General features: G+C 62.7%; 22 protein-coding genes and 1 pseudogene. 19 read left to right on the forward strand and 4 right to left on the reverse strand.

Annotated features, from left to right (window positions below):
• Positions 1-18: 18 nt before the first annotated feature.
• The 4 genes from FXB40_RS42205 (at position 19) to FXB40_RS49630 (ending at position 7,275) form a co-directional block, all read left to right on the forward strand.
• Entirely contained in the window at positions 19-4,341 is a 4,323-nt protein-coding gene (locus tag FXB40_RS42205; protein ID WP_148778160.1) for a strawberry notch-like NTP hydrolase domain-containing protein, read from the forward strand.
• The gene (locus tag FXB40_RS42210; protein ID WP_148778161.1) at positions 4,341-5,402 is read left to right on the forward strand and encodes a DUF7146 domain-containing protein; all 1,062 of its coding nucleotides are present in this window, start codon (positions 4,341-4,343) and stop codon (positions 5,400-5,402) included. The genes FXB40_RS42205 and FXB40_RS42210 overlap by 1 nt, the downstream gene beginning before the upstream one ends.
• Before the next feature lie 330 nt (positions 5,403-5,732).
• On the forward strand, positions 5,733-6,656 hold the full coding sequence (locus FXB40_RS42215; RefSeq protein WP_148778162.1) for a DUF2493 domain-containing protein: 924 nt from the start codon (positions 5,733-5,735) through the stop codon (positions 6,654-6,656).
• A gap of 136 nt (positions 6,657-6,792) precedes the next feature.
• Positions 6,793-7,275: a hypothetical protein gene (locus FXB40_RS49630; RefSeq protein WP_246208294.1), complete on the forward strand. Its 483-nt coding sequence runs from the start codon at positions 6,793-6,795 to the stop codon at positions 7,273-7,275.
• Positions 7,276-7,287: 12 nt separating this feature from the next.
• Here the strand turns inward: FXB40_RS49630 and FXB40_RS49635 are convergent.
• Positions 7,288-7,431 (reverse strand): annotated as a pseudogene (locus FXB40_RS49635) (DUF736 family protein); the annotation flags it as partial.
• A 395-nt stretch (positions 7,432-7,826) separates the two neighbouring features.
• Between FXB40_RS49635 and FXB40_RS42230 the strand changes: the two are divergent.
• Complete coding sequence (locus FXB40_RS42230) at positions 7,827-8,147, forward strand: DUF736 domain-containing protein (RefSeq protein WP_148778164.1); 321 nt, start codon at positions 7,827-7,829, stop codon at positions 8,145-8,147.
• Between the two features lie 162 nt (positions 8,148-8,309).
• Here the strand turns inward: FXB40_RS42230 and FXB40_RS42235 are convergent, their stop codons facing one another.
• Entirely contained in the window at positions 8,310-8,591 is a 282-nt protein-coding gene (locus FXB40_RS42235) for a helix-turn-helix domain-containing protein (RefSeq protein ID WP_148778165.1), read from the reverse strand.
• A gap of 107 nt (positions 8,592-8,698) precedes the next feature.
• On the opposite strand from FXB40_RS42235, the gene FXB40_RS42240 reads away from it, so the two are divergent.
• From FXB40_RS42240 to FXB40_RS42260, 5 genes are all read left to right on the forward strand, one after another.
• Positions 8,699-8,977, forward strand: a complete 279-nt coding sequence (locus FXB40_RS42240; protein ID WP_148778166.1) for a DNA -binding domain-containing protein — start codon at positions 8,699-8,701, stop codon at positions 8,975-8,977.
• A gap of 158 nt (positions 8,978-9,135) precedes the next feature.
• Positions 9,136-9,318: a transcriptional regulator domain-containing protein gene (locus FXB40_RS42245; RefSeq protein WP_007605951.1), complete on the forward strand. Its 183-nt coding sequence runs from the start codon at positions 9,136-9,138 to the stop codon at positions 9,316-9,318.
• A 58-nt stretch (positions 9,319-9,376) separates the two neighbouring features.
• Positions 9,377-9,898, forward strand: coding sequence for a DUF2285 domain-containing protein (locus FXB40_RS42250; RefSeq protein WP_246208295.1), 522 nt, complete (start codon positions 9,377-9,379; stop codon positions 9,896-9,898).
• 124 nt (positions 9,899-10,022) lie between these two features.
• Complete coding sequence (locus FXB40_RS42255; RefSeq protein ID WP_007605953.1) at positions 10,023-10,301, forward strand: helix-turn-helix transcriptional regulator; 279 nt, start codon at positions 10,023-10,025, stop codon at positions 10,299-10,301.
• Between the two features lie 3 nt (positions 10,302-10,304).
• Entirely contained in the window at positions 10,305-11,207 is a 903-nt protein-coding gene (locus tag FXB40_RS42260; RefSeq protein ID WP_148778168.1) for a replication initiator protein A, read from the forward strand.
• A 482-nt stretch (positions 11,208-11,689) separates the two neighbouring features.
• Here the strand turns inward: FXB40_RS42260 and FXB40_RS42265 are convergent, their stop codons facing one another.
• On the reverse strand, positions 11,690-12,448 hold the full coding sequence (locus tag FXB40_RS42265; RefSeq protein ID WP_246208296.1) for a transposase: 759 nt from the start codon (positions 12,446-12,448) through the stop codon (positions 11,690-11,692).
• A gap of 543 nt (positions 12,449-12,991) precedes the next feature.
• Between FXB40_RS42265 and FXB40_RS42270 the strand changes: the two genes are divergently transcribed.
• The 4 genes from FXB40_RS42270 (at position 12,992) to FXB40_RS42285 (ending at position 16,831) form a co-directional block, all read left to right on the forward strand.
• Positions 12,992-13,456, forward strand: a complete 465-nt coding sequence (locus FXB40_RS42270; RefSeq protein WP_148778184.1) for a DUF2840 domain-containing protein — start codon at positions 12,992-12,994, stop codon at positions 13,454-13,456.
• Positions 13,456-13,962 carry a S26 family signal peptidase gene (locus FXB40_RS42275; RefSeq protein ID WP_148778169.1) on the forward strand — a complete coding sequence of 169 codons (507 nt, stop codon included), beginning with the start codon at positions 13,456-13,458 and terminating at the stop codon, positions 13,960-13,962. The genes FXB40_RS42270 and FXB40_RS42275 overlap by 1 nt, the downstream gene beginning before the upstream one ends.
• 306 nt (positions 13,963-14,268) lie before the next feature.
• Positions 14,269-14,862, forward strand: a complete 594-nt coding sequence (locus FXB40_RS42280; RefSeq protein ID WP_246208298.1) for a lytic transglycosylase domain-containing protein — start codon at positions 14,269-14,271, stop codon at positions 14,860-14,862.
• A 241-nt stretch (positions 14,863-15,103) separates the two neighbouring features.
• The gene (locus tag FXB40_RS42285; protein WP_148778171.1) at positions 15,104-16,831 is read left to right on the forward strand and encodes a relaxase/mobilization nuclease domain-containing protein; all 1,728 of its coding nucleotides are present in this window, start codon (positions 15,104-15,106) and stop codon (positions 16,829-16,831) included.
• Positions 16,832-16,874: 43 nt separating this feature from the next.
• On the opposite strand, the gene FXB40_RS42290 is transcribed toward FXB40_RS42285, so the two are convergent.
• Positions 16,875-17,144, reverse strand: a complete 270-nt coding sequence (locus FXB40_RS42290; protein ID WP_148778172.1) for a hypothetical protein — start codon at positions 17,142-17,144, stop codon at positions 16,875-16,877.
• Positions 17,145-17,801: 657 nt separating this feature from the next.
• Between FXB40_RS42290 and FXB40_RS42295 the strand changes: the two genes are divergently transcribed.
• From FXB40_RS42295 to FXB40_RS42315, 5 genes are all read left to right on the forward strand, one after another.
• Positions 17,802-19,778, forward strand: a complete 1,977-nt coding sequence (locus tag FXB40_RS42295) for a conjugal transfer protein TraG (RefSeq protein ID WP_148778173.1) — start codon at positions 17,802-17,804, stop codon at positions 19,776-19,778.
• A 10-nt stretch (positions 19,779-19,788) separates the two neighbouring features.
• Positions 19,789-20,211, forward strand: coding sequence for a CopG family transcriptional regulator (locus FXB40_RS42300; RefSeq protein ID WP_148778174.1), 423 nt, complete (start codon positions 19,789-19,791; stop codon positions 20,209-20,211).
• Between the two features lie 388 nt (positions 20,212-20,599).
• Positions 20,600-21,262 carry a ribbon-helix-helix domain-containing protein gene (locus tag FXB40_RS42305; RefSeq protein WP_148778175.1) on the forward strand — a complete coding sequence of 221 codons (663 nt, stop codon included), beginning with the start codon at positions 20,600-20,602 and terminating at the stop codon, positions 21,260-21,262.
• Between the two features lie 73 nt (positions 21,263-21,335).
• Positions 21,336-22,655 carry an MFS transporter gene (locus FXB40_RS42310; RefSeq protein ID WP_148778176.1) on the forward strand — a complete coding sequence of 440 codons (1,320 nt, stop codon included), beginning with the start codon at positions 21,336-21,338 and terminating at the stop codon, positions 22,653-22,655.
• A 269-nt stretch (positions 22,656-22,924) separates the two neighbouring features.
• The coding region (locus tag FXB40_RS42315) for an electron transfer flavoprotein subunit beta/FixA family protein (RefSeq protein ID WP_148778177.1) at positions 22,925-23,308 on the forward strand (384 nt) is incomplete at its 3' end.

The following is a 23,308-nucleotide window of genomic DNA, read 5'->3' on the forward strand; positions in this document are numbered from 1 at the left end:
CTCCGAAAGAACCCTGTCATGACCGAATCTCTCGCCGGCGGCGCTGCCGCCGTGCCGCTCTCGATGCGCGCCGCTGCAACTCTCACCTCCGCTACCGTCAGGGCCGCGCGACAGCTCGCGATTGATCTCGAGCGCGGCCGTCGCATCGATGCCGCTGTCCTGCGCGGCGCCATGGAAGCTGCTTTCGGCGCTTCCGACGCTACCGGCGTCTGGAACTGGAAGACAGCCTGTGATGTTTGCGAGGCGGCAACCGTTCTGTTCCTTCGCAAGTTTGGCCCGGCTATCCGTGTCAAGGCCGGCTCGACGGCCGCGATGCTGCCGATGCTCGCGAAAATCACGCGCTGTCTGCCGACCCACACGCGGCGGTCCCAGGACAGCCAGGCCCTTCAACAATTCTCGACGCCGATCCCGCTTGGGCTTGCCGCATGCACCGCGGCCGGCATCGCGCCATCCGACCGGGTCTTGGAGCCCTCCGCTGGGACCGGCTTGCTCGCCATCTTTGCCGAGCTCGCCGGCGGCGCCTTTGTGTTGAACGAGCTGGCCGAGAGCCGCGCGGCGTTGCTCGATCAATTGTTTGCCAAAGTCAAAGTCACGCGGTTCGACGCGGCCCAGATCGATGATCACCTCGATGCCGATGTCGTACCGAGCGTCGTCTTGATGAACCCGCCGTTCTCGGCATTGGCGAACGTCGATCGACGGATGCCGGACGCGGCTTTCCGGCATATCGCCTCAGCCTTGGCGCGTCTTTGCGACGGTGGGCGTCTGGTTGCCATAACCGGCGCGAGCCTTGCGCCGGATAACCCGGCATGGCGAGATGCCTTCGTTCGCCTCCAGCAACGCGGGCGGGTGGTGTTTTCTGCCGCCATCGATGGCGCGGTCTATGCGAAACACGGAACGCACACCGACACCAGGCTGCTCGTGATCGACAAGCAGCCTGCCGCAGACCCGAACGTCCTTCCCGCTTCACTTGGCATGGCCGGCGATGTCGCCACCTTGCTTGACTGGGTGACCCAACATGTGCCTCCGAGGCTGCCTGTTGTCGCACCGGTCGTGGTCGACGTCATCAGGCGCCCTGCGATATCACGATCCGTCGGCGCTTCTGCGCCACGCGCATCGTCTACTTCGAGCGGCGCAGCGCCAGAAGGCGTAGAACTTTCTTACGAGACAGTCGAATGGTCGCCGCCGGAAGGTATCCGGCTCACCGATGCGCTTTATGAGGAATACGTGCTGCAGGCGATCCGTATTCCGGGCGCGCATGCGCATCCGACCAAACTCGTGCAGTCCGCCGCGATGGCGTCGGTCGCGCCGCCGAAGCCGTCATATCAGCCACATCTGTCGGCCAATGTCGTGGCGGATGGCATCCTGTCCGACGCCCAACTCGAGAGCGTCGTCTATGCCGGCGAGGCGCATTCCGAGTTTCTTGCGGGCTCCTGGACAGTGGATGCGACCTTTGATGTTGTGACGGCCGCACGCGATGATGCAGAAAATGCCGTGCGCTTTCGCCGCGGCTGGTTCTTGGGCGACGGCACCGGCGCGGGCAAGGGTCGGCAGGTCGCAGGCATCCTTGTCGACAATTGGCTCAAGGGCTGCCGCCGCGCGGTCTGGATCAGCAAGTCCGACAAGCTGATCGAAGACGCGCAGCGCGATTGGTCCGCGCTCGGCATGGAGCGCCTGCTCGTGACGCCGCTCTCCCGGTTCCGGCAGGGCACACCGATCCGGCTCGCGGAAGGCGTCCTATTCACCACCTACGCTACGCTGCGCACCGACGAGCGTGGCGAGAAGCTTTCGCGCGTGCGGCAGATCGTCCAATGGTTGGGCTCCGACTTCGACGGAGTGATGGTCTTCGACGAGAGCCACGCCATGCAGAACGCGGCAGGCCAGAAGGGCGAGCGCGGTGATCAGGCGGCGTCCCAGCAGGGGCGTGCGGGGCTCAGGCTCCAGCACGCCTTGCCGAATGCCCGCGTCGTCTACGTCTCGGCGACCGGTGCCACGACGGTCCACAATCTCGCCTACGCCCAGCGGTTGGGATTGTGGGGCGGCGCCGACTTCCCGTTCGCTACCCGCGCCGAGTTCGTCGAGGCGATCGAGGAGGGCGGCGTCGCGGCGATGGAGGTGCTCGCGCGCGACCTCAAGGCGCTCGGTCTCTACGCGGCGAGGTCTCTATCTTACGGGGGCGTCGCGTACGAGCTCATCGAGCACCAGCTCACGCCAGAGCAGGTTCGCATCTACGACGCCTACGCCCGCGCGTTCAGCGTCATCCATAACAATCTCGATGCCGCGATGCGCGCCGCGAATATCACGGGCGAGACCGGTACGCTGAACGGCCAGGCCAAATCGGCCGCGCGATCAGCCTTCGAGAGCGCCAAGCAGCGCTTTTTTGGCCACCTCCTGACCTCAACGAAAACGCCGTCGTTGATCCGCTCGATCGAGCGTGATCTCGACTCCGGCCATGCCGCCGTCATCCAGATTGTCTCGACGGGCGAAGCGTTGATGGAGCGTCGGCTCGCCGAGATCCCGACCGAGGAGTGGGGTGACGTCCAGGTCGACATTACCCCACGCGAGTATGTCCTCGATTATCTCGCCCATTCCTTTCCGGTCCAGCTCTACGAGCCGTTCACGGATTCGGAGGGCAATCTCTGCTCCCGGCCTGTCTATCGCGACGGCCAACCGGTCGAGAGCCGGGAGGCAGTCGCTCGCCGCGACCGCCTCATCGAGAAGCTCGCCTCGCTGCCGCCGGTGCCTGGGGCGCTGGACCAGGTCGTCCAGCGCTTCGGCACCGACATGGTCGCCGAGGTGACCGGGCGCTCGCGCCGCATCGTTCGCAAGGGCGACCGGATGGTCGTCGAAAACCGGGCCGGTTCGGCCAACCTCGCCGAGACGTCGGCCTTCATGGACGACATCAAGCGGATCCTCGTGTTCTCCGACGCCGGCGGCACGGGCAGGAGCTACCATGCCGAACTGTCGGCGCGGAATCGTCGCCTCCGTGTCCATTACCTGCTCGAGCCCGGCTGGAAGGCGGACGCCGCGATCCAGGGGCTCGGCCGCACCAACCGGACCAACCAGGCGCAACCGCCGCTGTTTCGCCCGATCGCAACCGATGTGAAGGCCGAAAAGCGTTTTTTGAGCACCATTGCCCGCCGGCTCGACACATTGGGGGCCATCACGCGCGGCCAGCGCCAGACCGGAGGGCAGGGTCTGTTCCGGCCCGAGGACAATTTGGAAAGCCAGTACGGCCGCGACGCTTTGCGCCAGCTCTACACGCTGCTCGCCCGCGGCAAGGTCGAGGGCTGCTCGCTGGAGCGGTTTGAGGATGCGACCGGCCTGAAGCTGACGGATGCCAATGGTCTCAGGGATGACCTGCCGCCGATCACGACGTTCCTGAACCGGTTGCTGGCGCTCACGATCGAGCTTCAGAACATCCTGTTCACCGTCTTCGAGCAGCTCCTGACGGCTCGGATCGAAGGCGCGGTTGCCTCGGGCACCTATGACGTCGGGCTGGAAACGCTCCGCGCCGAGAGCTTTGTCGTCACCGACCGGCGCACGATTTACGTTCATCCCGGCACTGGCGCCGAATCCCGGCTTCTCACGATCACCCAGCGCCAGCGTAATCATCCAGTCAGCTTGGATGATGCTCTTGGTCGTCTTTCCGATCGTGCCGCCGTCCGACTGATCAATGAGCGCTCGGGCCGTGCCGCCGTACAGATCCCAGCTCCGAGCTTCATGCTTGATGACGGCGAGATCGAGCGGCGCGTCCGCCTGATCCGGCCGATGGAGCAGCACAGCATCCCCCTCAACATGATGGTGGAAAGCCATTGGGTCGAGGCCGACCGCGAACGCTTCGCCGCGGCTTGGCTGGCGGAGCTTGCCGACGTGCCCGAATTCACGGAAAGCACGATCCACATCGTGGCCGGCTTGCTGCTGCCGATCTGGAAACGTCTGCCGAACGAATCGACCCGCGTCTATCGGCTGCAGACCGACACGGGCGAGCGGGTCATCGGCCGCAAGGTCTCGACTACCTGGGTGGCGAACGCCCTTGCGGCGGACGCGCCGACGTTGACGCCGGACGCTGCCTTCGCCGCGCTCATGGAGGGACGGACCGTCCTCGAGCTTGCGGAGGGGCTCCAGCTTCGCCGCGCCCGGGTAATGGGCGCGTACCGAATCGAGCTGTCGGGCTTCGTCGACACGATGCGCGATCGCTTGCGGGCTTACGGCCTCTTTGGAGAGATCATTTCCTGGAAGCTGCGCATGTTTGTGCCCACGGACGCAAGCGGCGTCGAGATCCTGTCGAAGGTGCTCGACACCTATCCGGTTGCGCGCATCGGTGAGCGAGAGGCCGCGTGATGTCCCGCGATGCTTCCGAATTGGCACGCCGCCTCGCGCGCGAGACGGAGGCGGTGTGCCGACATTATCTCTCCAATGGCAAGCGGGCGGGGCGGTACTGGCTGGTCGGCGACGTCCACAACACCCCGGGTCGCTCGTTATTTGTGCGGCTCCAGGACTCGCCGAGGGGGCCGGCGGGCAAGTGGACCGATGCCGCAACAGGAGGCCATGGCGATCTCCTCGACATCATCCGCGAAAGTCTGGCCTTGCGAGACTTTCGTGACGTTGCCGAAGAGGCGAGGCGCTTTCTCAAACTTCCACGTTCTGAGCAGCAACCCGCACCGAGACCTATTCCCTCAGTCGTAGCGCCCGGATCGCAGCAAGCCGCTAGTCGGCTCTTTGCGATATCCAGTCCGATCGATGGGACCATAGCCGAAGCATATTTGCATCGCCGCGGTATAACCCGTATCCACCATGGTGGCAGCCTGCGCTTCCACCCACGCTGCTACTATCGGCCCGACGACCATTTGCCGACTGAAACGTGGCCGGCGATGATTGCCCGCGTCACGGACCTCGACGGACAGGTCACTGGCGTGCACCGGACCTGGCTCGATCCGGACGGATTCGATCGTGTTCGGCTCGGCAAGGCTCCGATCGATACGCCACGACGGGCCATGGGCGACCTTCTCGGCAACGCTGTTCGCTTCGGCGTGGTGGACGACGTGCTCGCTGCCGGCGAGGGTATCGAAACCATGCTGTCGTTGCGTTACGTGCTGCCGAGCATGCCGATGGCAGCTGCGCTTTCGGCCAATCACCTCTCGGCCATGCTGCTGCCGTCTGGTCTGCGTCGTCTCTATATTGCGCGCGACGCTGATGCTGCCGGCGATGCCGTACAGGCTATTCTCACCCAGCGCGCAGCAGACGCCGGCATTGAAGCCATCGCGCTGTCGCCGCGGCTGGGCGACTTCAACGAAGATCTGCACGTTTTCGGCCTCGATTCCCTACGGGCAGCCTTGCGGCTTCAGCTTGTGCCGGAGGACGTCGTTCGCTTCCTGCATTCGTCGACGGTGGTCGCGGAATAGCTCCCGGTCTTCGATCGACGTTGATAAGCCGGTCATAGGCGAGGCCAATACCGGAAGAGGACGCGACCTCGGCCTTCTAGAGGGCGATCGGACGGCAAGCGGCCCGGGCCGGCAATGGCTGCGTCCGGCTATTTTCCGCCGCGCGCCGGCGATGAGAAGACACATCATGCGTTTGGCGGCGCGCTTTGCATCGCGAAGCAAAATAGCCGGCCTCCGCCATCCTCCGCTGTCGCTGCGGCCCTTTCGGGTTCTGGCCCGTTCCTCCTGCCGTCAGAGGATCGCCACGAAGGCCGCGATGGTCGCGGCCGATCCGGCAAAGGACCTCTTCCCATGACCGACCATGACGACATCGAACCGCCGCATGCCTCTTCCCCAACCGACCACGTCCTCACCGAATTGCAACTCTTCGGCTACCGTCCCTTCGACGACCAGCCCGATCCACGGCCGCTCCCGGAGGGCAAGATGATCGCCGGCGCCGTGGTGGATATCTTTGACGCCCTTGTTGCGACCCTGAACGACACGCGGCTTGAACCGGACCTTGACGATCTGCTCTGGTCGACCGTCAACTTGTTCCATCGGGCCCTCGAACGCATCGAACGCCACCTCGACGACAACGAGCAGGCTCAGCACAAGAGCCAGCGCGAGCAGAACGGCTCCGAAGTGCGATCGGTCGAACTCGAGCGCCTGACGGCCGAAGGCATCACGCTGATCGAGCGCCGCAACTGCCTGGAGCTCTTCCGCGAGCAAGCGATTGAACGATTTGATGTCCATACCGGCTCGTCCTGGCGCCCGCGGTCGGGATCATTGGTCAATCACCGAACGCTCACCGCGGCAATGATTGACTCCCGTGACTTCATCGCCGCCAAGCGTCGCGCCGAGACCGAGGTCTTGTTGCCATCAGGATCGAAAATCGCACTCACCGGTGGCCTCGACTTCAATGACCACAACCTAATCTGGGATCGTCTCGACAAGGTTCATGCCAAGCACCCCGACATGGTCCTCCTCCATGGCGGCTCCCCGAAGGGCGCTGAACTGATCGCTTCGAAATGGGCGACCAGCCGCAAGGTGCCGCAGATCGCCTTCAAGCCCGACTGGACGAAACACGCCAAGGCGGCGCCGTTCAAGCGCAACGATGCCCTGCTCGAGCTTCTGCCGATCGGCGTCATGCATTTCCCGGGCACGGGAATCCAGGACAACCTCGCCGACAAGGCGAAGCGGCTCGGCATCCCCGTCTGGAGCTTCGGCGGCGCGTGAACGCCGTCGTGCTCGCCTCGAAGACAAGGGGAGTTGCACGCCGCAACTCCGCCTCGTTTCGTTTTTACATCCAAAACTGCGCCGTGGTGGTGGTGGAAGGCGCGACTGGCATATCTATGCATATGGAGCCACCACCATGCTCGCGCTTGGGCTTGTTCTCAACACACTCGGCATTGGCTTGTTCTGTTGGGCGATCTTTGCGCTCGCTGTGTATGCCCTGCCGTTTTTCGTCGCAATCAGCGTCGGAATGTTGGCATTTCGTGATGGCGCGGGCGTCTTCGGCGCACTGCTTATCGGAATTGCATCTGGCGCGCTGACGCTTGCCGCTGGTCAGGTCATCGTCGCCGTTAGTCGGTCCTTGACCTTGCGCGTCGCGATCGCAACCGCATTCGCGATCCCCGCGGCAATCGCTGGCTATCATGTGGTGTTTGCCCTCTCGCAGATCGGGGTGCCTTCGCTGGCTTGGCGCGAGGCCTTCGCTTGCGGAGGTGCGGTTTGCATCGGCTGCACGGCATGGGCGCGCTTGACCGTTTTCGTGGAGACCCGCCCGTTGGAGTCGGGCGGGCTGGTGGAGAATATCCCTCAACCCGTTCTTACAGCCGCCACGCACGAACGATGAGGCTTCGTCGCAATCATCGAGCAAGACCGCACAGCGCGCCACGTTGAACGAGGGGTCGTCGAGCTTGAGCGAGAAGTAACAGCGCTCCTCCTCGGAGCGCTTTAAGCAAGCCCTACCGATCTCTGTCTGGCCCACATAGCTGCGGTGGAGCGGCGCGCCACGCTCGATCATTTCCTTTCAGGACGATACCGCCCTTTGCGGCAGATTGTTTCTCTTTCTGCGCCGAACCGTACCAACCCCTTGTTCAGCAGAACCGAGATTCGCCAGACTTCTCCTTAAGATTGCGGTTCAGCACGCGGACCACGTGGCCTCTTTGATGGCTTGATCTGGCCGAAGACCGGCTGCGCCTCGATCGTCTGAGCCGCAACGCCGTTGATGCGACTTTCTTCCCCTGGGCTTCGCCCATTCCTCGCGAGACAAGAAAGTCGCCACAACGACGTCCTCCGCTGCGCTTCGGCCCGCGAGCGGGTGCGTCGCCGATCGTCTTCGGCCTTTAGATCGCCATCGAGGCCGCGGTGGTCGCGGGCTCGAAACACAACAGGAGAAGTGACATGGCTAACATCGGTTCTTTCAAGAAAGTCGGCAACGATTTGCAGGGCGAGATCATCACCCTGAGCTTGCAGGCCAAGGGCGTCCGCATCGTCGCCGAGACCAACCGCTCCAACGACAACGCTCCCAGCCACCGCATCTATGTGGGCCGGGCGGAGATCGGGGCAGCGTGGTCGAAGCGCTCCGAAGAGGGACGCGACTACCTCTCGCTCAAGCTCGACGACCCCTCGTTCAACGCGCCGATCTACGCGAACCTGTTCGATGAGGAAGGCGGCGAAGGCTACACCTTGCTCTGGTCGCGGCCGCGCAAGAACGGAGAGTGAGACTCATTAGCGCCAAGCCCCGCCCGAACTGCTCGGGCGGGGCTTCCTCTTGGAGGAAAGTCGACTGACCAAAGCTGCAGCTAGACCGGCTTGGTCAGTTGATTTTCAAGTTTAAGACACGCACTTACGTGGCGCTTGTCCGCGTGGCGAACTCGCCCAATGCTATTGCTTCTTGGAACGTGGACGCGCTGACTTGCGACCCTTAGGCAACGTCTTGGGTGTCGCCGCTCCCTTGGGTGGCTGAACAAAGAATTCAGATAAATGAACACCCAGCGTCTCGGCGAGTCGGTCGAGAAGATCAATTGTCGGATTCTCAGATTGCCGCTCAAGGCCGCTCATATATGATCGGTCAATCCCGGCATCGTAGGCCAGTTGCTCTTGCGGAATACCGCGATCCACGCGGATCCGGCGCACATTCCAGGCCACGAGCGCGCGAGCTTTCATGCGCTCAAACAGCCATTAGGCAGACCATCAAACCACTGGCTATAACCGAACTATTTTGGTAAGTTTCGCTTACAATGCAGATTAGCGAAGTGCGCGCATAAGCCTACATGACGAAGCCACCGTTAGATCCTGATGTCGCCGATGTCGCGCCGCATGAGCCGGTGCTGACGACCTATGATGAGCAGCACCTCGTGACGTATTGGCGACTTCTTGATGCCGAAGCCGATGGCGCGGACTGGAAAGAAGTGACCCGGATCGTGTTGCACATCGATCCCGATCGTGAACCGGATCGCGCTCGCAATGCGTTTGATAGTCATCTGGCCCGCGCAAAATGGATGGCAGACCACGGCTACCGCGACTTGCTTCGCGGCGGCGCGCCTAAATAGCAAAATCTGTCATGAAGAATTCGCACCCGAGAACAGATTTCCCCGCTGACGCGTGATCGCCTGCAGGCATCACGCAATGCATAATTGGCGACTTCCACAACAATCCCAAGCTTCATAGACATTGCGCCGCAATCGTCTTACAGCAGGGGATCACAGCAATGTCCGAGTTCGACTGGCGCTCACCAGAGGCGTATCAGCACGCTATCAAGTCGGGCGAGATGGCGGATTTCGCCTGGGAGTCACTGCGGCGCAGCTCCAACTATCGGGCTTCCTATCGTGAAAATCGATCGCAGATGACTTCCGAATTCCGAAGGAGATGGGGCATCTGCTTTCGCCCATGACCCGCAGGGGTCCTTTCACCAACAGACTATCTTCTGGGCTCCTGAGGCGTTGCCGACGGTGGTGCCGGTCGTTCGCAGCGCGTCCGGCTCAAAAGCGGTCGGCGCGGGGCTACTGCTTGCCGACCTTTCATCGGGCGCCATCAGACAGGCATCTGACGGCTGGCATGCCGTATTGCGCCTTCAAGGGGCACAACATCATCTTTGGCTAAAAGAGGCGCCGCAGTTTGGTGTCTCTTATGCGGCCGAACTGCCGCTCGATGCGGACTTTGAGATCCGCGCCCACGCCTCACATCGGCTGTGGCGCGCAATCAACGGCCGCCCGCCGGGACCTCCCCTTCATCAGCTTTCGGCGCAGCGGCGCGAACGACTCGTCTTGGTGCTGCGAGCGCTCGATGGACACATGGAGGGTGTTTCCTATCGCGTCATCGCCGAGGTGCTGTTCGGCCGAAAACGCATCCCTGAGCGCGCCTGGAAAACCCACGAATTGCGCAGCCGGACCATCCGCCTCGTGCAGGCTGGCTTGGCTCTGATGCGCGGCGGCTATCGCGCATTGCTACGTCCTTCATCTCGCAAGGAGTAGAGCAGGGGTGCCGAAAATCGTCGCTCGATCTTCGGCATCCCTCTAAGCACGCTGACTGCGCCATCGTGACCGTCGACGCGCGGGCCGAGCCGGCCGCGCTCCAGACGACCACGGAGCCTCGCAAATGCCCGATCCGAACGCCGGCCTGCCGCCGCGATACCTGCGCACGCCCGAAGCGGCGCGCTTTCTCGGACTTTCCGGCCGAACCCTGGAAAAGCACCGCACCTATGGGACAGGCCCGACCTACCGCAAGCTCGGGGGTCGCGTTGTGTATGCGATCGAGGACCTGAAGGCGTGGGTTGACCGTGGCGCCAAAACGTCCACCAGCGATCCCGGCACAGGCACGGTCCTGCCCGCGAAGCGGCACACACCCATTCCGTATGCCGGCAAGGAGCGGCGCTGACCCATGCCGGACAGCAACTCCACTACAAGCAGGATGCGGCGATCAGAGCGCGACCAACTCGATCTGTTTCGCGCCCTCCCGGGCGATCTGGCGACACGGGACGCGCAAGACCTGATGGCGTATCCGTTCTTTTCGCTGGCAAAGTCGAGGCGCATTGTTCCCATCGATTTCCGCGCAGGCACCATCACCATTCGTGTCGAAGCCGTGCCGGAACACGGCATGGCGACGATCTGGGACGCGGACGTTCTGATCTGGGCTGCCTCGCAAATTGTCGAAGCCCGTGATGCCGGCCTGAAAACGTCCCGGCTGATGGCAGCGACCCCTTACGAGATCCTGACCTTCGTCGGCCGCGGCACCAGCGTGCGCGACTACGACCGCCTGAAGGCTGCGCTCGACCGGCTGCAATCGACCACTGTGATGACATCGATCCGGCAGCCGAGCGAACGGCGGCGGCATCGCTTCTCCTGGATCAACGAATGGAAAGAGACAGCCGATCTGCACGGGCATGCCCGTGGAATCGAGCTGATCCTGCCCGATTGGTTCTACACGGGCGTTCTCGATGAAGCGCTCGTGCTGACGATTGACCGCGCCTATTTCGATCTGACCGGTGGATTGGAGCGTTGGCTCTATCGCCTCGTCCGCAAGCACGGCGGCCGTCAGAATGGCGGCTGGAGCTTCGATCTCGTGCACTTGCATGCGAAGTCCGGGAGCCTGTCGCCGTTTAAACACTTTGCCTACGACCTGCGTCAGATCGTCCGTCGTCAGACATTGCCAGGCTATCGGCTCATCATCACGCATCATCCGAATGGCGCAGAGCGATTGAATTTCGCACCAGTCCCCATCGGCCCGTTGAGCAAGCGACTGCTCAAGCGCGGCCTCGTCCTTCCTGCTGGGGATAAGCTGTGAATTCGCTCGTGCTATCAGGGACCAGAACGCTCGTGCCATCGGGGACGCGATGCTCGTGCTATCGAGGACCGGAATCAGAGCTAAGGTTCTGCGGTGCCAAGACTTCCTGCTCCCGTAACTTTACTAACGTACTGACACTAACTTCTTGTTGTGAATCAGGGCGTTGTGAACAAGTCGGTCGTGCGTGCAACGAGGATGCCTCATGCGCTTACTCTGTCACGCGCAAGACCTTCCTGCAATGCGAATCCGTTCTCCAAGATGCGCGCGCGTGCGCGATCGCGCGCAAAATCACGCGATCACCAGCATCGGCAGCACCGCATCACGCTCGTCGCCTTCCTTTGCGGCAGCTCGCTCGTCGAGGAGAAATCGCTAGCGTCCCTGGTTGGCCCGACGGCCACCACATCCCGGAATCTGGAGAATGGGCGGTCAGGCTAACCAGCGTCGTGCATGCGCGCGTGGAAGCGGCACGATCGCGGAGGCCCTTAAGCCGCCGCAGCGACCCGGTCGCGCTTGCCGCCGGCGCCAAACCGGAAGGTGGTGCCACTGGTCCAGATCTTGTGCGGCTGCACGGCGAGCGCGCGCGCCACTGCGGTCGCCGCGCGCATCAGACCGTTCTTCCTGGCCAGCCGCACGTCCCACAGCCGCAGCTTAAAGTTCTTCGGAATGCGCGTGAGGATCGCGATCGCCGCCTCGTACAGCATTGCCCGCGTCAGCTCGTCGCCGCATTTGGAGATGCTGCCGATCCGGTTGGTCTGGCCGGATTGATAGCGCCGCGGCGTCAGCCCGAAACGGGCGCCGACATTGGTCGATTTCTTGAATCGTGCCGGATCATCGACGTCGGCGCGAAAAGTCAGCGCCACGCGGTGCAGTTTTGCCAACTGCTGCCGCATGGCGCTGCGGGCGTCCAACAGCGGCGCGACGATCGCTTTCAATTCCTTCTTCCCGGCCAAGAGATCGCGCACCCGCGCGTCAAAACGACCGACCGAGATCTCGCGGACTTTGAAGCCGAACGGGCGCAACAGGCCGCGGATCATGTTCTCCATGTCCAGCACCTTGCCGAGCATCGCCTTGCGCGCAACCAGCAGCGGCCGCGACGTCTGTGCGCTCTCCGACTTGACATGAACTGCGCGGAACCAGCCAGTGCGCATCATCTGCGCAATGCCGTTTGCGTCGTTGCGGGCGGTCTTGTTCAGCATCGCGTTCATCGCCGCCTTGGCGTGCCGGTTCTCGATGCAGATCATCGGGAGCTCCTTTTCGGCAGGTGCCGTGAACAGCCAGGTGCCGAACGCGAACGCTTCCAGGCCGACGCGCTTGAGATGAATTCCTCATTCCGCCAGCAACAGTTCGATCGCGTCCGGATCGGTGTCCAGCTTCGCCTCTCAGGCGACATTGCCGTCGCCGTCGACCACACAAATGTTCGTCGCCTCCAGCGACACGTCCAGCTCTGCATAGAAGTCCATCATGCGCCTCCATTGCCGACCGCCGGAAGGCACCGTGCGTTCCGTTCGCGAACCGTCGCGAGGCATCATCGTCGCAATGCGACCGGCGATGGGGCACCGGTCAGTACCCCGGCAAACCTGGAATCCTTCGGATTCCTTCTAACGAATTGGAGCACTCGGCTCCGATCCTTGACAGCAGCAGGAGCGCTGCAACGCTTGGACAAGCCGATCATCGGCGCATCATCACAACCGTTCTGCCGAAACCAAGGCTCTGACGTCGATGCGCAGGCGACAGCGCACCCGTTGGCATGTCCAAAATTCCTCTCAGAACTATGGAGTGGCCAGGTGAGCGACCTCACAACTGTTGAACTCTTGTGGCTCGAGAAGCGGATCGAGAACCGAATCCGCTTTGGCAAGCCTGTATCGGAGAAGATCATTGACCAGCACCGGCGCATTCTCTCGTTTGTGCCCGGCAGCATCTTTGCGTTCGTGCGCTGGACGTCCAATGATTTCGGAACCATCCTGTCTCGCATCGACATTCTGCGCGCGATCACGCCGGGGCAGCGGTATTCGACCGTGCCTTGGGTTAGCCCCGGCGGCGAAAGCCTGCTGCGGCTAGCTGGCTGGCCAAGGGTCGAGCGCGTTCTCCAGTTGATCGACGCCGTGGAGTCACTCGGCATCGATCCTGCCGATGCAGCCCCCGAATACTGGCATCACGTCCACAACCGTCTTTCCGTCAACGAAACGCCACGACCTTATACGCGTGCGCGCCACCAGGCGTGGCTCCGCCGGCGCAGGATGGTGTTCTGATGGGACGGCTAAGGATCATCCTTGCGATATGTGGGGCCACAACGCTCGCGCTTTGGCCGGTCACCGACACCTCACTGTCGTACATCTGGAACGCTTCCGAAAGTGTGCCGATCGGCCTCTACCGTTTGCAAGGGACCGCACGATTGCACATCACTGAGCTCGTGGCCGTTCGGCCACCAGAGCCGCTTGCGAGCTTCCTCGACTTCAACGGCTATTTGCCGAGCGGTCTTCCGATGCTCAAGCGCGTGCTGGCGTTGCCCGGACAAACCGTCTGCAGAACGGGACTCACAATCGTCGTCGACGGCATCGAAATGGGCCAGGCACGTGAGCGCGACCGCCGTGGCAGGCCGTTGCCGGCCTGGCAGGGCTGCCGGGTCGTCGCTGAGGACCAAGTGTTTCTCATGAACTGGCAGTCGGCGGAGTCCTTGGACGGCAGATATTTCGGACCGCTCCCGACATCCTCCGTCTTAGGGCAAGCGGTACCGGTGTGGACCAGGGAGGACTGACAAATGCCGGTATTGCTCCACTGGGGTGCGGTTTCTCTATTCGACCGATCGCACCGTCATTCCTCCATCCCGGCCGAATTGTCGGCAATCGGCTGGCGTCGTCGCCGTCTCGCGCCGGCTCAGTGCCGGCCGGGAAGAGCTCTGTCCTTGGCGGCTGTACGCACATTGCTATCTCGAGCCGCTGCTTGCTTTTTGGCAATTCTACTGACGTTCGGAGCGCCATCGGCCGGCACAGCGGAGGTTGGATCGCGCGCACAAGCTGCGCGCTCTTCAAACCTGCTTCCAGGCCGTGCATATGCCGCGTTCGTGACCAAAGCCTCACATCGGTTCGAGATCCCGGAGCGTTGGATCCGTGCTGTCATGCAGGCCGAAAGCGGTGGTAATGCGCACTCCATATCACCTCGCGGAGCGCTCGGGTTGATGCAAATCATGCCCGCGACCTGGGTCGAGCTTAGCGTTCGTTACGATCTCGGTATCGATCCGTTTGATCCTCACGATAACATTATGGCTGGGGCAGCGTACCTTCGCGAGATGCTCGATCGTTTCGGATCGGAAGGGCTTCTCGCAGCCTACAATGCCGGACCAAAACGGTACGAGGAGCACCTGGCCACCGGTCGAGCGCTTCCGGATGAAACACAGATCTACATCGCTACACTGGCACCATTGATCGGTATTGAGCAGCGCAACAGCGGAGGTTCGGCTGCCAGACCCTTCGCCGCGTGGCAGCAAGCGCCACTCCTTGTTGAGCGGTCCAAGAGCTTATCAGCTGACACCGACTCGGCATCCGGTATCCGCTCAATGAATTCGTCGAAAGCAGCGCCTAGGGCGGGAGCAACTGCACTCGTCCCTCGCGCGACGGGCCTGTTTGTGCGGCGATCAGACGAGGTGCAGTCCCCATGATCGCAATCGCATTTCGTCGCATGATGTCGAAGCTAGTCGCAACTTTGAGAGTGGTCGGCAGAGAGCCGGGAGTGAGCGACCGGGGAGGGCAGGATAAAAGCCGCAAGGTGCGGCCGGTCGGTTGTGGGCGAAACTGCATCGATTTCAATGATCCGGAAAACATTGCGAATGGCCGACACAACTTGCGATTTGCGGCAACTCCCTGCTCTCGTTCGGTTTTCGACACGTTCCGGCGGGCAAGATGACTGGTCACGACGATTTCCGCATCCGCCCAGGCCGCATCCGTTCGACGCGCGCGCCTCGGACAAAGCCGTTCTTGGCGCAGGCGCTCAAGGCTGCTCAGAAGGCCGGCGGTCTGTCGCGGGGTAGCCCCAGCCGTGGCAGCAAGTTTGGGCGTGGTCGCGCGGCGAGCGTTACCGCGACGCGGCTCCTCAACAACCGTGCGCGATCCGCCATGGTCAAGGCGCGGGTCGTGCGCCGGATGCGTTCGCCGGGCGCGCTGCGCGCGCATATCGGTTATCTCCAGCGCGACGGGGTCACCCGCGATGGGACACCGGGCAAGCTCTTTGACGCAGCGGGCGATGACGCCGATGGCCGCGCGTTCGCCGAGCGCTGCGAGGGCGACCGGCATCACTTCCGGTTCATCGTCTCGCCCGACGATGCGGGCGAGCTCGCCAATTTGCGCAGCTTCACGCGTGAGCTCATGGATCAGGCCTCTCGCGACCTCGGTACTGGCCTTGATTGGGTTGCGGTCGATCATTGGAACACCGAGCATCCGCACATCCATCTTCTCGTACGCGGACGCGCCGATGATGGAGAAGACCTCGTGATCAGCCGCGACTATATCGCAACCGGCTTGCGCGCCCGCGCTGGCGATCTCGTCACGCGCGAGCTTGGCCCGCGATCGGAGCTCGAGATCCGCCAAGTCCTTGAAGCGGAGGTGACGGCCGAACGCTGGACCAGGCTCGACCGGGCGCTGGCTCGGGAAGCTGGCGCGGCGGACGGAGTGATTGATTTGAGGCCAGACCGGGATGCCGGGGGCGACCCGTTACGGGAGATTCGGATCGGGCGGTTGCGGACACTCGAGCGGCTCGGCTTGGCGGAGCCTGCGGGGCCTGCACGCTGGGTACTCCCCGGGGACGTGGAACCGCGTTTGCGTAATCTGGGCGAGCGCGGCGATATCATCAAGCGGCTTCACAAGAGCCTCGCGAAAGACGGCGCCGCGCGCGCACCATCATCCTGGGCACTTGAAGCCGAACGCCACGGCGAGCCCATTGTCGGCCGTCTCCTCGCACGCGGCCACGACGACGAGCTGAAGGGCTCAGCGTTTGCCATCGTCGACGGTGTCGACGGTCGCGTGCATCACCTGAAGCTTTCGGAGATCGAGGCGGCCGGCGATGGGCCAATCGGTGGGATTGTGGAGCTTCGGCGGTTCGAGGACGCGCGTGGCCGAACACGGATCGCGCTCGCGGTACGCTCCGAACTCGCCATTAACCAGCAGGTCGCAGCGGAAGGCGCGACGTGGCTCGACCGGCAGCTTGTGGCGCGCCAATCTGCCGATTTCTCGCGCGCCGGTTTTGGTGCCGAGGTGCGGCATGCGCTTGATCGGCGCATCGACGTGCTGGCAGGACAGGGGCTGGCACGCCGGGCGGGAGACAAGGTGACGCTCGGCCGCAACTTGATCGAGACACTCCGCCGCCGCGAACTCGATGGGGCAGGCCGGCGTTTGGCCTCCGAGACGGGGCTGCCGCACTTGCCTGCGGAGGCAGGCGAATCCGTTTCGGGAATCTATCGCCGGAGGTTATCGCTTGCGTCGGGCCGCTTTGCCATGATCGACAACGGCCTCGGCTTTCAGCTCGTGCCCTGGGTGCCCACGCTAGAGCGCGAACTAGGTCGCCAGGTAAACGGTATCGCTGGTCCCGGAGGGGTGGACTGGAGCTTTGGTCGGAAGCGCGGACTTTCGATTTGATCCGTCGATCTCTGCGGGGATCCGCGATCTGGCGGCCAATCGCTCAGTTTAACATCGCTTTGAAGCGCTCGATGGCACCAGTGCGAGCACCAAGCTCCTCCAGGCGCGCTCTGCCGGCGTCGGTCACGCGGAAGACCTCAACCTGCCCACCACAAGCCGGATCTCTCATCTTGCTCTTGAGCACGATCCAGCCTTTCCTCAGCGCGCGCTCCTTGGCAGCAAGACGATTCAGATTTTTGTCCGGAATCGGGTTAGCCACCTCGTCTTCGCGCGACGCGGCCAAAAACAACAGATCGGCCATTGCATCATTCATTATCGTCTCCGTGCTGCAAGACATGCGCTTTGGGTGCGGTGGTCGCCTTCACGAGTCCCGTTTCATATGCGGTCGAAGCAAGATGCGGGCCATTTTTGGAACTCCTGCTGCGGCACAAAGCACGCACCAGGAACGTCGGCTGGAGCCGCTGCTTCTGCTCCGCCAGAGCGAGAGCCGTCGTCGCATCGAGCGAGGACACCAAGATCAACAAACGATCGTGCAGAGATGGCGATCGCCAGCTCAGGCAGGAGCGGCCTTTTCACTTTGACGCGCTAATTCGGTGGCGCGGTGTGCGCGCCACCGCGACCCCGGGGCCGCGACCAACGAGCCATCTCGGCGTTCGTCCCGGCCGAGGCCACCGGTGCCAAATGCACAACCCGAGAGCCCTTGCCATGCAGGTGACGCAGGAAGCGCCGTATCAAAGCGGCGGTCCAGGCCTGGGCATCGTGCAACAGAATGACGTTCTTGCAGACTCTAGCCGCTCGATCACGTTTCTTAGCTTCTGGTCTGGACTTGTGTCCTCCCAGTCGCTCGCCCAGAGGTCAGCTCCGAACACGTTTCACCCCGACTCGCCGATCGCCACAGTTTATGCGCGGGACTGCGACATCCCGGCGCTGTGGTTGCGCGCAGCTCGTGGATGCCGTCCAGATCTCCACCATGTCCGCGACAAAGATCATTTGGCATCAGGTCATCCTGGTCTGTCTGGTCGTGCTCGCCTTCCTGTGGGCGGCGACCGAATGGACGGCTTGGCGGCTTGCCTTCCAGCCGCAGCTTGGACCCGCCTGGTTCAGCCTCGGGGGTTGGCCGATCTATCAGCCGGCTGCCTTCTTCGCCTGGTGGTTCAAATTCGATGCTTACGCGCCTGTGATCTTCCTTGAGGGCGGCGCCATCGCCGCAAGCGGCGGAATTGCGGCAATCGCGCTGGCAATGATGCTCTCGGTGCTCCGGGCCCATGAGGCGAGGGACGTCACCACCTACGGCTCAGCGCGCTGGGCCGATTCGCGCGAGGTCAGGCGCGCAGGGCTGTTGGGGCCTAATGGCGTCGTGCTCGGACGTTTTGAGGGGCGTTATCTACGGCATGACGGACCGGAGCATGTGCTCTGCTTTGCTCCGACGCGCTCTGGCAAGGGCGTGGGCCTTGTCATCCCGACTCTTCTGACCTGGCCGGCCTCCACGATTGTTCATGACATCAAGGGCGAGAACTTCCAGTTGACTTCCGGCTGGCGCGCGCGATTTGGGCCAGTGCTCTTATTCGACCCGACCAATCCGGCCAGCGCTGCCTACAACCCGCTTCTCGAGATCCGTCGTGGTGATTGCGAGGTGCGAGATGCCCAAAATATCGCCGACATCCTTGTCGACCCGGAAGGGGCACTCGAACGCCGTAACCACTGGGAAAAGACCAGCCACTCTCTCCTGGTCGGCGCAATCCTGCATGTCCTGTACGCCGAGGCCGACAAGACCCTCGCGGGCGTCGCCAATTTCCTGTCCGATCCCTCCCGCCCGATCGACGCTACGCTCAACGCAATGCTCGCAACCCCGCATCTTGGAGGCAGCGTTCATCCCGTTGTCGCTTCGGCCGCGCGCGAGCTTCTCAACAAGAGCGAGAACGAGCGCTCCGGTGTGCTCTCAACCGCGATGAGCTTCCTGGGGCTCTATCGCGATCCGGTGGTTGCCAAGATCACCGCGCGAAGCGATTGGCGCATCCGCGATCTTGTCGACGGTGCCGAGCCCGTCTCGCTCTATCTCGTGGTGCCTCCATCCGACATCGTTCGCACCAAACCCTTGATGCGGCTCATCCTCAACCAGATCGGGCGGCGGTTGACCGAAAGCCTGGATCCAGACCGGCGCCGGCGAAAACTCCTTCTGATGCTCGATGAGTTTGCAGCACTCGGCCGGCTCGACTTCTTCGAGAGCCAGCTCGCCTTCATGGCAGGCTACGGCATCCGCAGCTTTCTGATCACCCAGAGCCTCAATCAGCTCGAACGCGCCTATGGGCCGAACCATGCCATCCTCGACAATTGCCACGTCCGGATCGCCTTCTCGACCAATGATGAGCGTACCGCCAAGCGCGTATCCGACGCGCTCGGAACCGCGACCGAGTTGCGCGCCATGAAGAACTATGCCGGGCACCGTTTAAGCCCCTGGCTTGGACATCTCATGGTGAGCCGTCAGGAGACCTCCCGGCCGCTGCTGACGCCAGGCGAGGTCATGCAACTTTCGCCGAAAGACGCAGTGGTGATGATTTCCGGGGTGCACCCGGTCCGCGCCACCAAAGTCCGCTACTATGAGGATCCGCAGTTCCAGCGACGTGTGTTGAAGCCGCCCCGCTTCGAACCGCGTACCTTGTCCGCAGGACCGGATGACTGGTCGGCCGGCGCTCCAATTCCGCCATCAGTCGAGCTGCTGACCAGACGCAAGCGCAGGAGTGATGAGGCGAACGGTGGTTTGCGTCGCGAGCCGGAATTGCCGAAACATGAGGAGATCGAGGTCAAGGCGCCGCTCGGCGAACACGAGTTCGACGCCGACCTCGATGAGGGTGATGCCGATGCCGTCCAGGCACAAGCTCTAAGCCGCTCGATGCAGGGCGTTGCGCGGACCGTCAGCCTCGACGCGGACGATGGGATGGACCTATGATCGGGGCAGCGTGAAAAAGATTCAGCTCAGTATCTATCTCGATCCGGAAACCTTCAAAACCCTCGAGGCCTTCGCACAACGCCGGGGTCAGCCCAAGTCCCTGGTCGCCGAGGCCGCGATTGCCGCCTTTCTTTCTCCCGATGATTCCGATCGGCGCGAGGCCGCGATCGCCAAGCGGCTGGACCGGGTCGCGCGCCTGCTTGAGCGTCTCGAGCGCAATGATGGCATCACGCTTGAGACCATCGCGCTCTTCATCCGTTTCTGGCTGACCTCAACGCCGGCGCTCCCCGAACATTCGACGCCCGCCGCGCGCGCCAAGGGCGCGGAACGTTACGATCGCTTTGTTGAGGCGCTCGGACGGCGGCTTGCAAGCGGATCCACCGTCCTGAAAGAGGTGAGCATCGACATGCACGCCTCTGAGAAGCCCGAGTAATCAGTGCGGGCGCCCCAATGCGCCCTGGCAGCCCCTGGCGATGGGTGCGGCGCTGAATCAGATAAGCAGACTGCAGGTCGGCAGTACGCCACGAAGCAACAAGCGATGGGCGCGTCACTCAAGGCGCCCGGCCCGCTGCAACAGACCGTTAGCTGCCCGCGAATGACACAGGCTTACAAATCCCGCTCTTCTTGAGACCGCCTTGTCTTTCTTTGGCTACGCCAGACTACGACGCAGATGTCGGTGCGGTTGAAGTGACGTTCGGATTGGCCCTTGTGTCAAGTCCATCATCGCTGGGGGCGATACAGCCGTTTCGATTCCGAAATCGACGCCGCGCGGGCCGCGGTGCGCGGACAGGTCGCGGCCGCAAATTGGGAGTGAACAAGCAGTGCAAGTCGATGGAGAGCTTGGAGGCCAGCCCAACTCGATTGTGAATCAAGCCGACAGCGATGCGCAGCCGAGCCCGAACGAAGGAGCGCGAACCAAAAAGGTTACCGTTCAGCTCTCCGAGAGCATGTTTCAGCGGCTTGAAGTTGCGACCGAACGCCCGGGGGTCGGCAAGAGCATGGTCGTCGAGACGGCGCTTGAACGATTCCTGAATCCTGCACCGCCCATCGAGGGGCGCGTTCATGAGGCTCTGGACCGGATAAGTGGCCAGATGGCCAGGCTCGAGCACGAGATCGCGATCATCGCCGAGACCGTAGCCCTGCATGCGCGCTATCACCTCACCGTGACGCCGCCCATGCTGCCATCCGGGCAGCGGGAGGCGTGCCTGCTTGGGCAGCAGCGTTTCAAGGTATTGGCGGAGCAGGTCGAACGGCGGGTACGGCTCGGTCAGCCATTGATCCGGGAGACGATTGATCGGCTGGGCAAAGGCAGTCGACCGGGCGGTGAAGCTCTTGGCGGCGCGTCACAGCGCGCGGCAGAGCAACAGTCGAGTCAGGAAGGTCTGTCAGCAGTCGCGGCGGATGGAAACTCCGAGCCGAACGCTGCCGCCGTGGAGGGCGGCAGCGCTCCAAACTTTCGAAACCTGCCCAACTCCTTTTGTTAGGCCGGCCGCCACAAGCGTGCGGAAGGAGCTTGGGCCGCAAATATTGCCGGTGGCACGAGTTGAGCCAGTTCCTGTGTGGCGGCTGATCGCGTGCGTGTTTCTTCCCTTCGCGGCCGGGTACTACCTTTCGTACCTGTTCCGGACCATCAATACACTCATTGCTGGCCGCCTCGCCTCTGATCTCGGGCTTGGCGCTGCCGATATCGGGCTGCTCACGTCAATCTATTTTCTGGTCGTTATGGCGGCCCAGATTCCGATCGGCATGTTGCTTGATCGCTTTGGGCCGCGCCGGGTCCAGAGCGTGCTCTTGGCTGTTGCTGCAGGGGGTGCCGCGCTCTTTGGGCTATCGACGGGATTCCTGTCGCTTCTTTTTGCTCGCGCGATTGTCGGACTTGGGAGTGCAGCAGCCCTGATGTCCGGGCTGAAAATCATTGTCCTGTGGTTTCCAAGAGAACGAATGGCGCTGATCAATGGCTACATGATTATGCTGGGCTCATTGGGGGCCGTTACGGCAACGGCTCCTGCCGAGGTGCTGCTGGACTGGATCGGATGGCGGGGTCTATTCGGCGTGCTGGCCGCCGCAAGCGCGCTTGCTGCCATTTTGATCTATCTCGTGGTTCCCGAACGAACCACTGGGCCACAGGGCACCAGGACACCCGCCACTCTGAAAACCGTCTACTCGGATGCGCGGTTCTGGAGAATGGCGCCCTTATCGGCGACCTGCATCGGGTCCGCTTGGGCACTGCAATCCTTATGGGCGGCGCCCTGGCTTTCCGATGTGGAGCGGCTGGATCGAACGAGGCTCGTCAACGAATTGTTCGTGATGGCGGTCGCTCTGAGTCTCGGCGCTCTGGTCCTGGGCGTCCTTGCCAACTGGGTGCGCCGCCGGGCTAAGAAGAGCGAGGCTCTGTTTGGCTTGGTCGCGGCGATGTTGATTGTGGCGGAGCTTGTGCTGATCCTGCATCCGCCCTGGCCATCACTCCTGCCGTGGTGCGTGCTGTCGATGGCCGGATCAGCCACTGCTCTGACCTACGCCATCATAGCGGATTATTTCCCGGCCGAGCTGGTTGCGCGCGCCAATGGCGGTCTGAATGTCCTGCAGTTTGGCTGGGCTTTCGTCGTGCAGTACGGGACGGGACTGATTCTGGAGCAATGGCCTCTGGAGGCGGGGCATTATCCTTTAACGGCCTATCAGACCGCGTTCGGTGTGAACGTTTTGCTGCAGGTGGCAGCGTTGGTCTGGTTCGCCGCCGTCCCCTGGCTCGAGCGCCGGAAACGGAAGGCCGGCGGTCCGGTCACACGTCAACCGGCGGGAGGCTGGAACTCGGTTGAGGTCGTTATTCCACCAGCCGAGCTCGCCATCCTGGAGGCGGACGACCATGCGGAGTGGTGAAGCCAGCCTGTCGCCGGGCTGATGTCCCGGTTCATGATGTTCGGCGCGTCAGAAGCGATCGTCCCTAATCTTTCTTCTTCCACGCCAGACTACGATCCGTCTGCGCACCTCCGCACAGCCACCCTCAATGGAATGTTTATATGGGTGTAGGCGCTTTGCGGCGTCCGAATCATCTCTCGTGCATAAATCCTGCACGTTGGTCGCGATCCATACGAATTGGCTCAATCCTTTCGTGATAACTCCTCCCCAAATTGAGTGAAAGAGGATCGATGAAGGTCTTAGTGCCGGTAAAGCGGGTGGTCGATTACAACGTCAAGGTCCGCGTCAAGAGCGATGGATCGGGCGTTGAACTCGCCAACGTCAAGATGTCGATGAACCCGTTCGACGAAATCGCGGTCGAGGAAGCGCTGCGCCTGAAGGAAGCCGGCAAGGCCACCGAAGTCGTGGTGGTCTCCATCGGACCGGCGCAGGCGTCGGAGACGATCCGCACCGGTCTCGCCATGGGCGCCGATCGCGGCATCCTGGTGAAGGCCGACGGCATCGTCGAGCCGCTCGCGGTCGCCAAGATCCTGAAGAAGATCGCTGAAGAAGAGCAGCCCGGTCTGATCATTCTCGGCAAGCAGGCGATCGACGACGACAGCAATCAGACCGGC

This window comes from Bradyrhizobium rifense, from assembly GCF_008123425.1.
Classification (GTDB): Bacteria; Pseudomonadota; Alphaproteobacteria; order Rhizobiales; family Xanthobacteraceae; genus Bradyrhizobium; species Bradyrhizobium rifense.

Coding starts and splice junctions, on each gene's coding strand:
- FXB40_RS42205 (WP_148778160.1), top strand. CDS start 19: ATGACCGAATCTCTCGCCGGCGGCGCTGCCGCCGTGCCGCTCTCGATG.
- FXB40_RS42210 (WP_148778161.1), top strand. CDS start 4,341: ATGTCCCGCGATGCTTCCGAATTGGCACGCCGCCTCGCGCGCGAGACG.
- FXB40_RS42215 (WP_148778162.1), top strand. CDS start 5,733: ATGACCGACCATGACGACATCGAACCGCCGCATGCCTCTTCCCCAACC.
- FXB40_RS49630 (WP_246208294.1), top strand. CDS start 6,793: ATGCTCGCGCTTGGGCTTGTTCTCAACACACTCGGCATTGGCTTGTTC.
- FXB40_RS42230 (WP_148778164.1), top strand. CDS start 7,827: ATGGCTAACATCGGTTCTTTCAAGAAAGTCGGCAACGATTTGCAGGGC.
- FXB40_RS42235 (WP_148778165.1), bottom strand. CDS start 8,591: ATGAAAGCTCGCGCGCTCGTGGCCTGGAATGTGCGCCGGATCCGCGTG.
- FXB40_RS42240 (WP_148778166.1), top strand. CDS start 8,699: ATGACGAAGCCACCGTTAGATCCTGATGTCGCCGATGTCGCGCCGCAT.
- FXB40_RS42245 (WP_007605951.1), top strand. CDS start 9,136: ATGTCCGAGTTCGACTGGCGCTCACCAGAGGCGTATCAGCACGCTATC.
- FXB40_RS42255 (WP_007605953.1), top strand. CDS start 10,023: ATGCCCGATCCGAACGCCGGCCTGCCGCCGCGATACCTGCGCACGCCC.
- FXB40_RS42260 (WP_148778168.1), top strand. CDS start 10,305: ATGCCGGACAGCAACTCCACTACAAGCAGGATGCGGCGATCAGAGCGC.
- FXB40_RS42265 (WP_246208296.1), bottom strand. CDS start 12,448: ATGATCTGCATCGAGAACCGGCACGCCAAGGCGGCGATGAACGCGATG.
- FXB40_RS42275 (WP_148778169.1), top strand. CDS start 13,456: ATGGGACGGCTAAGGATCATCCTTGCGATATGTGGGGCCACAACGCTC.
- FXB40_RS42285 (WP_148778171.1), top strand. CDS start 15,104: ATGACTGGTCACGACGATTTCCGCATCCGCCCAGGCCGCATCCGTTCG.
- FXB40_RS42290 (WP_148778172.1), bottom strand. CDS start 17,144: ATGAATGATGCAATGGCCGATCTGTTGTTTTTGGCCGCGTCGCGCGAA.
- FXB40_RS42295 (WP_148778173.1), top strand. CDS start 17,802: ATGTCCGCGACAAAGATCATTTGGCATCAGGTCATCCTGGTCTGTCTG.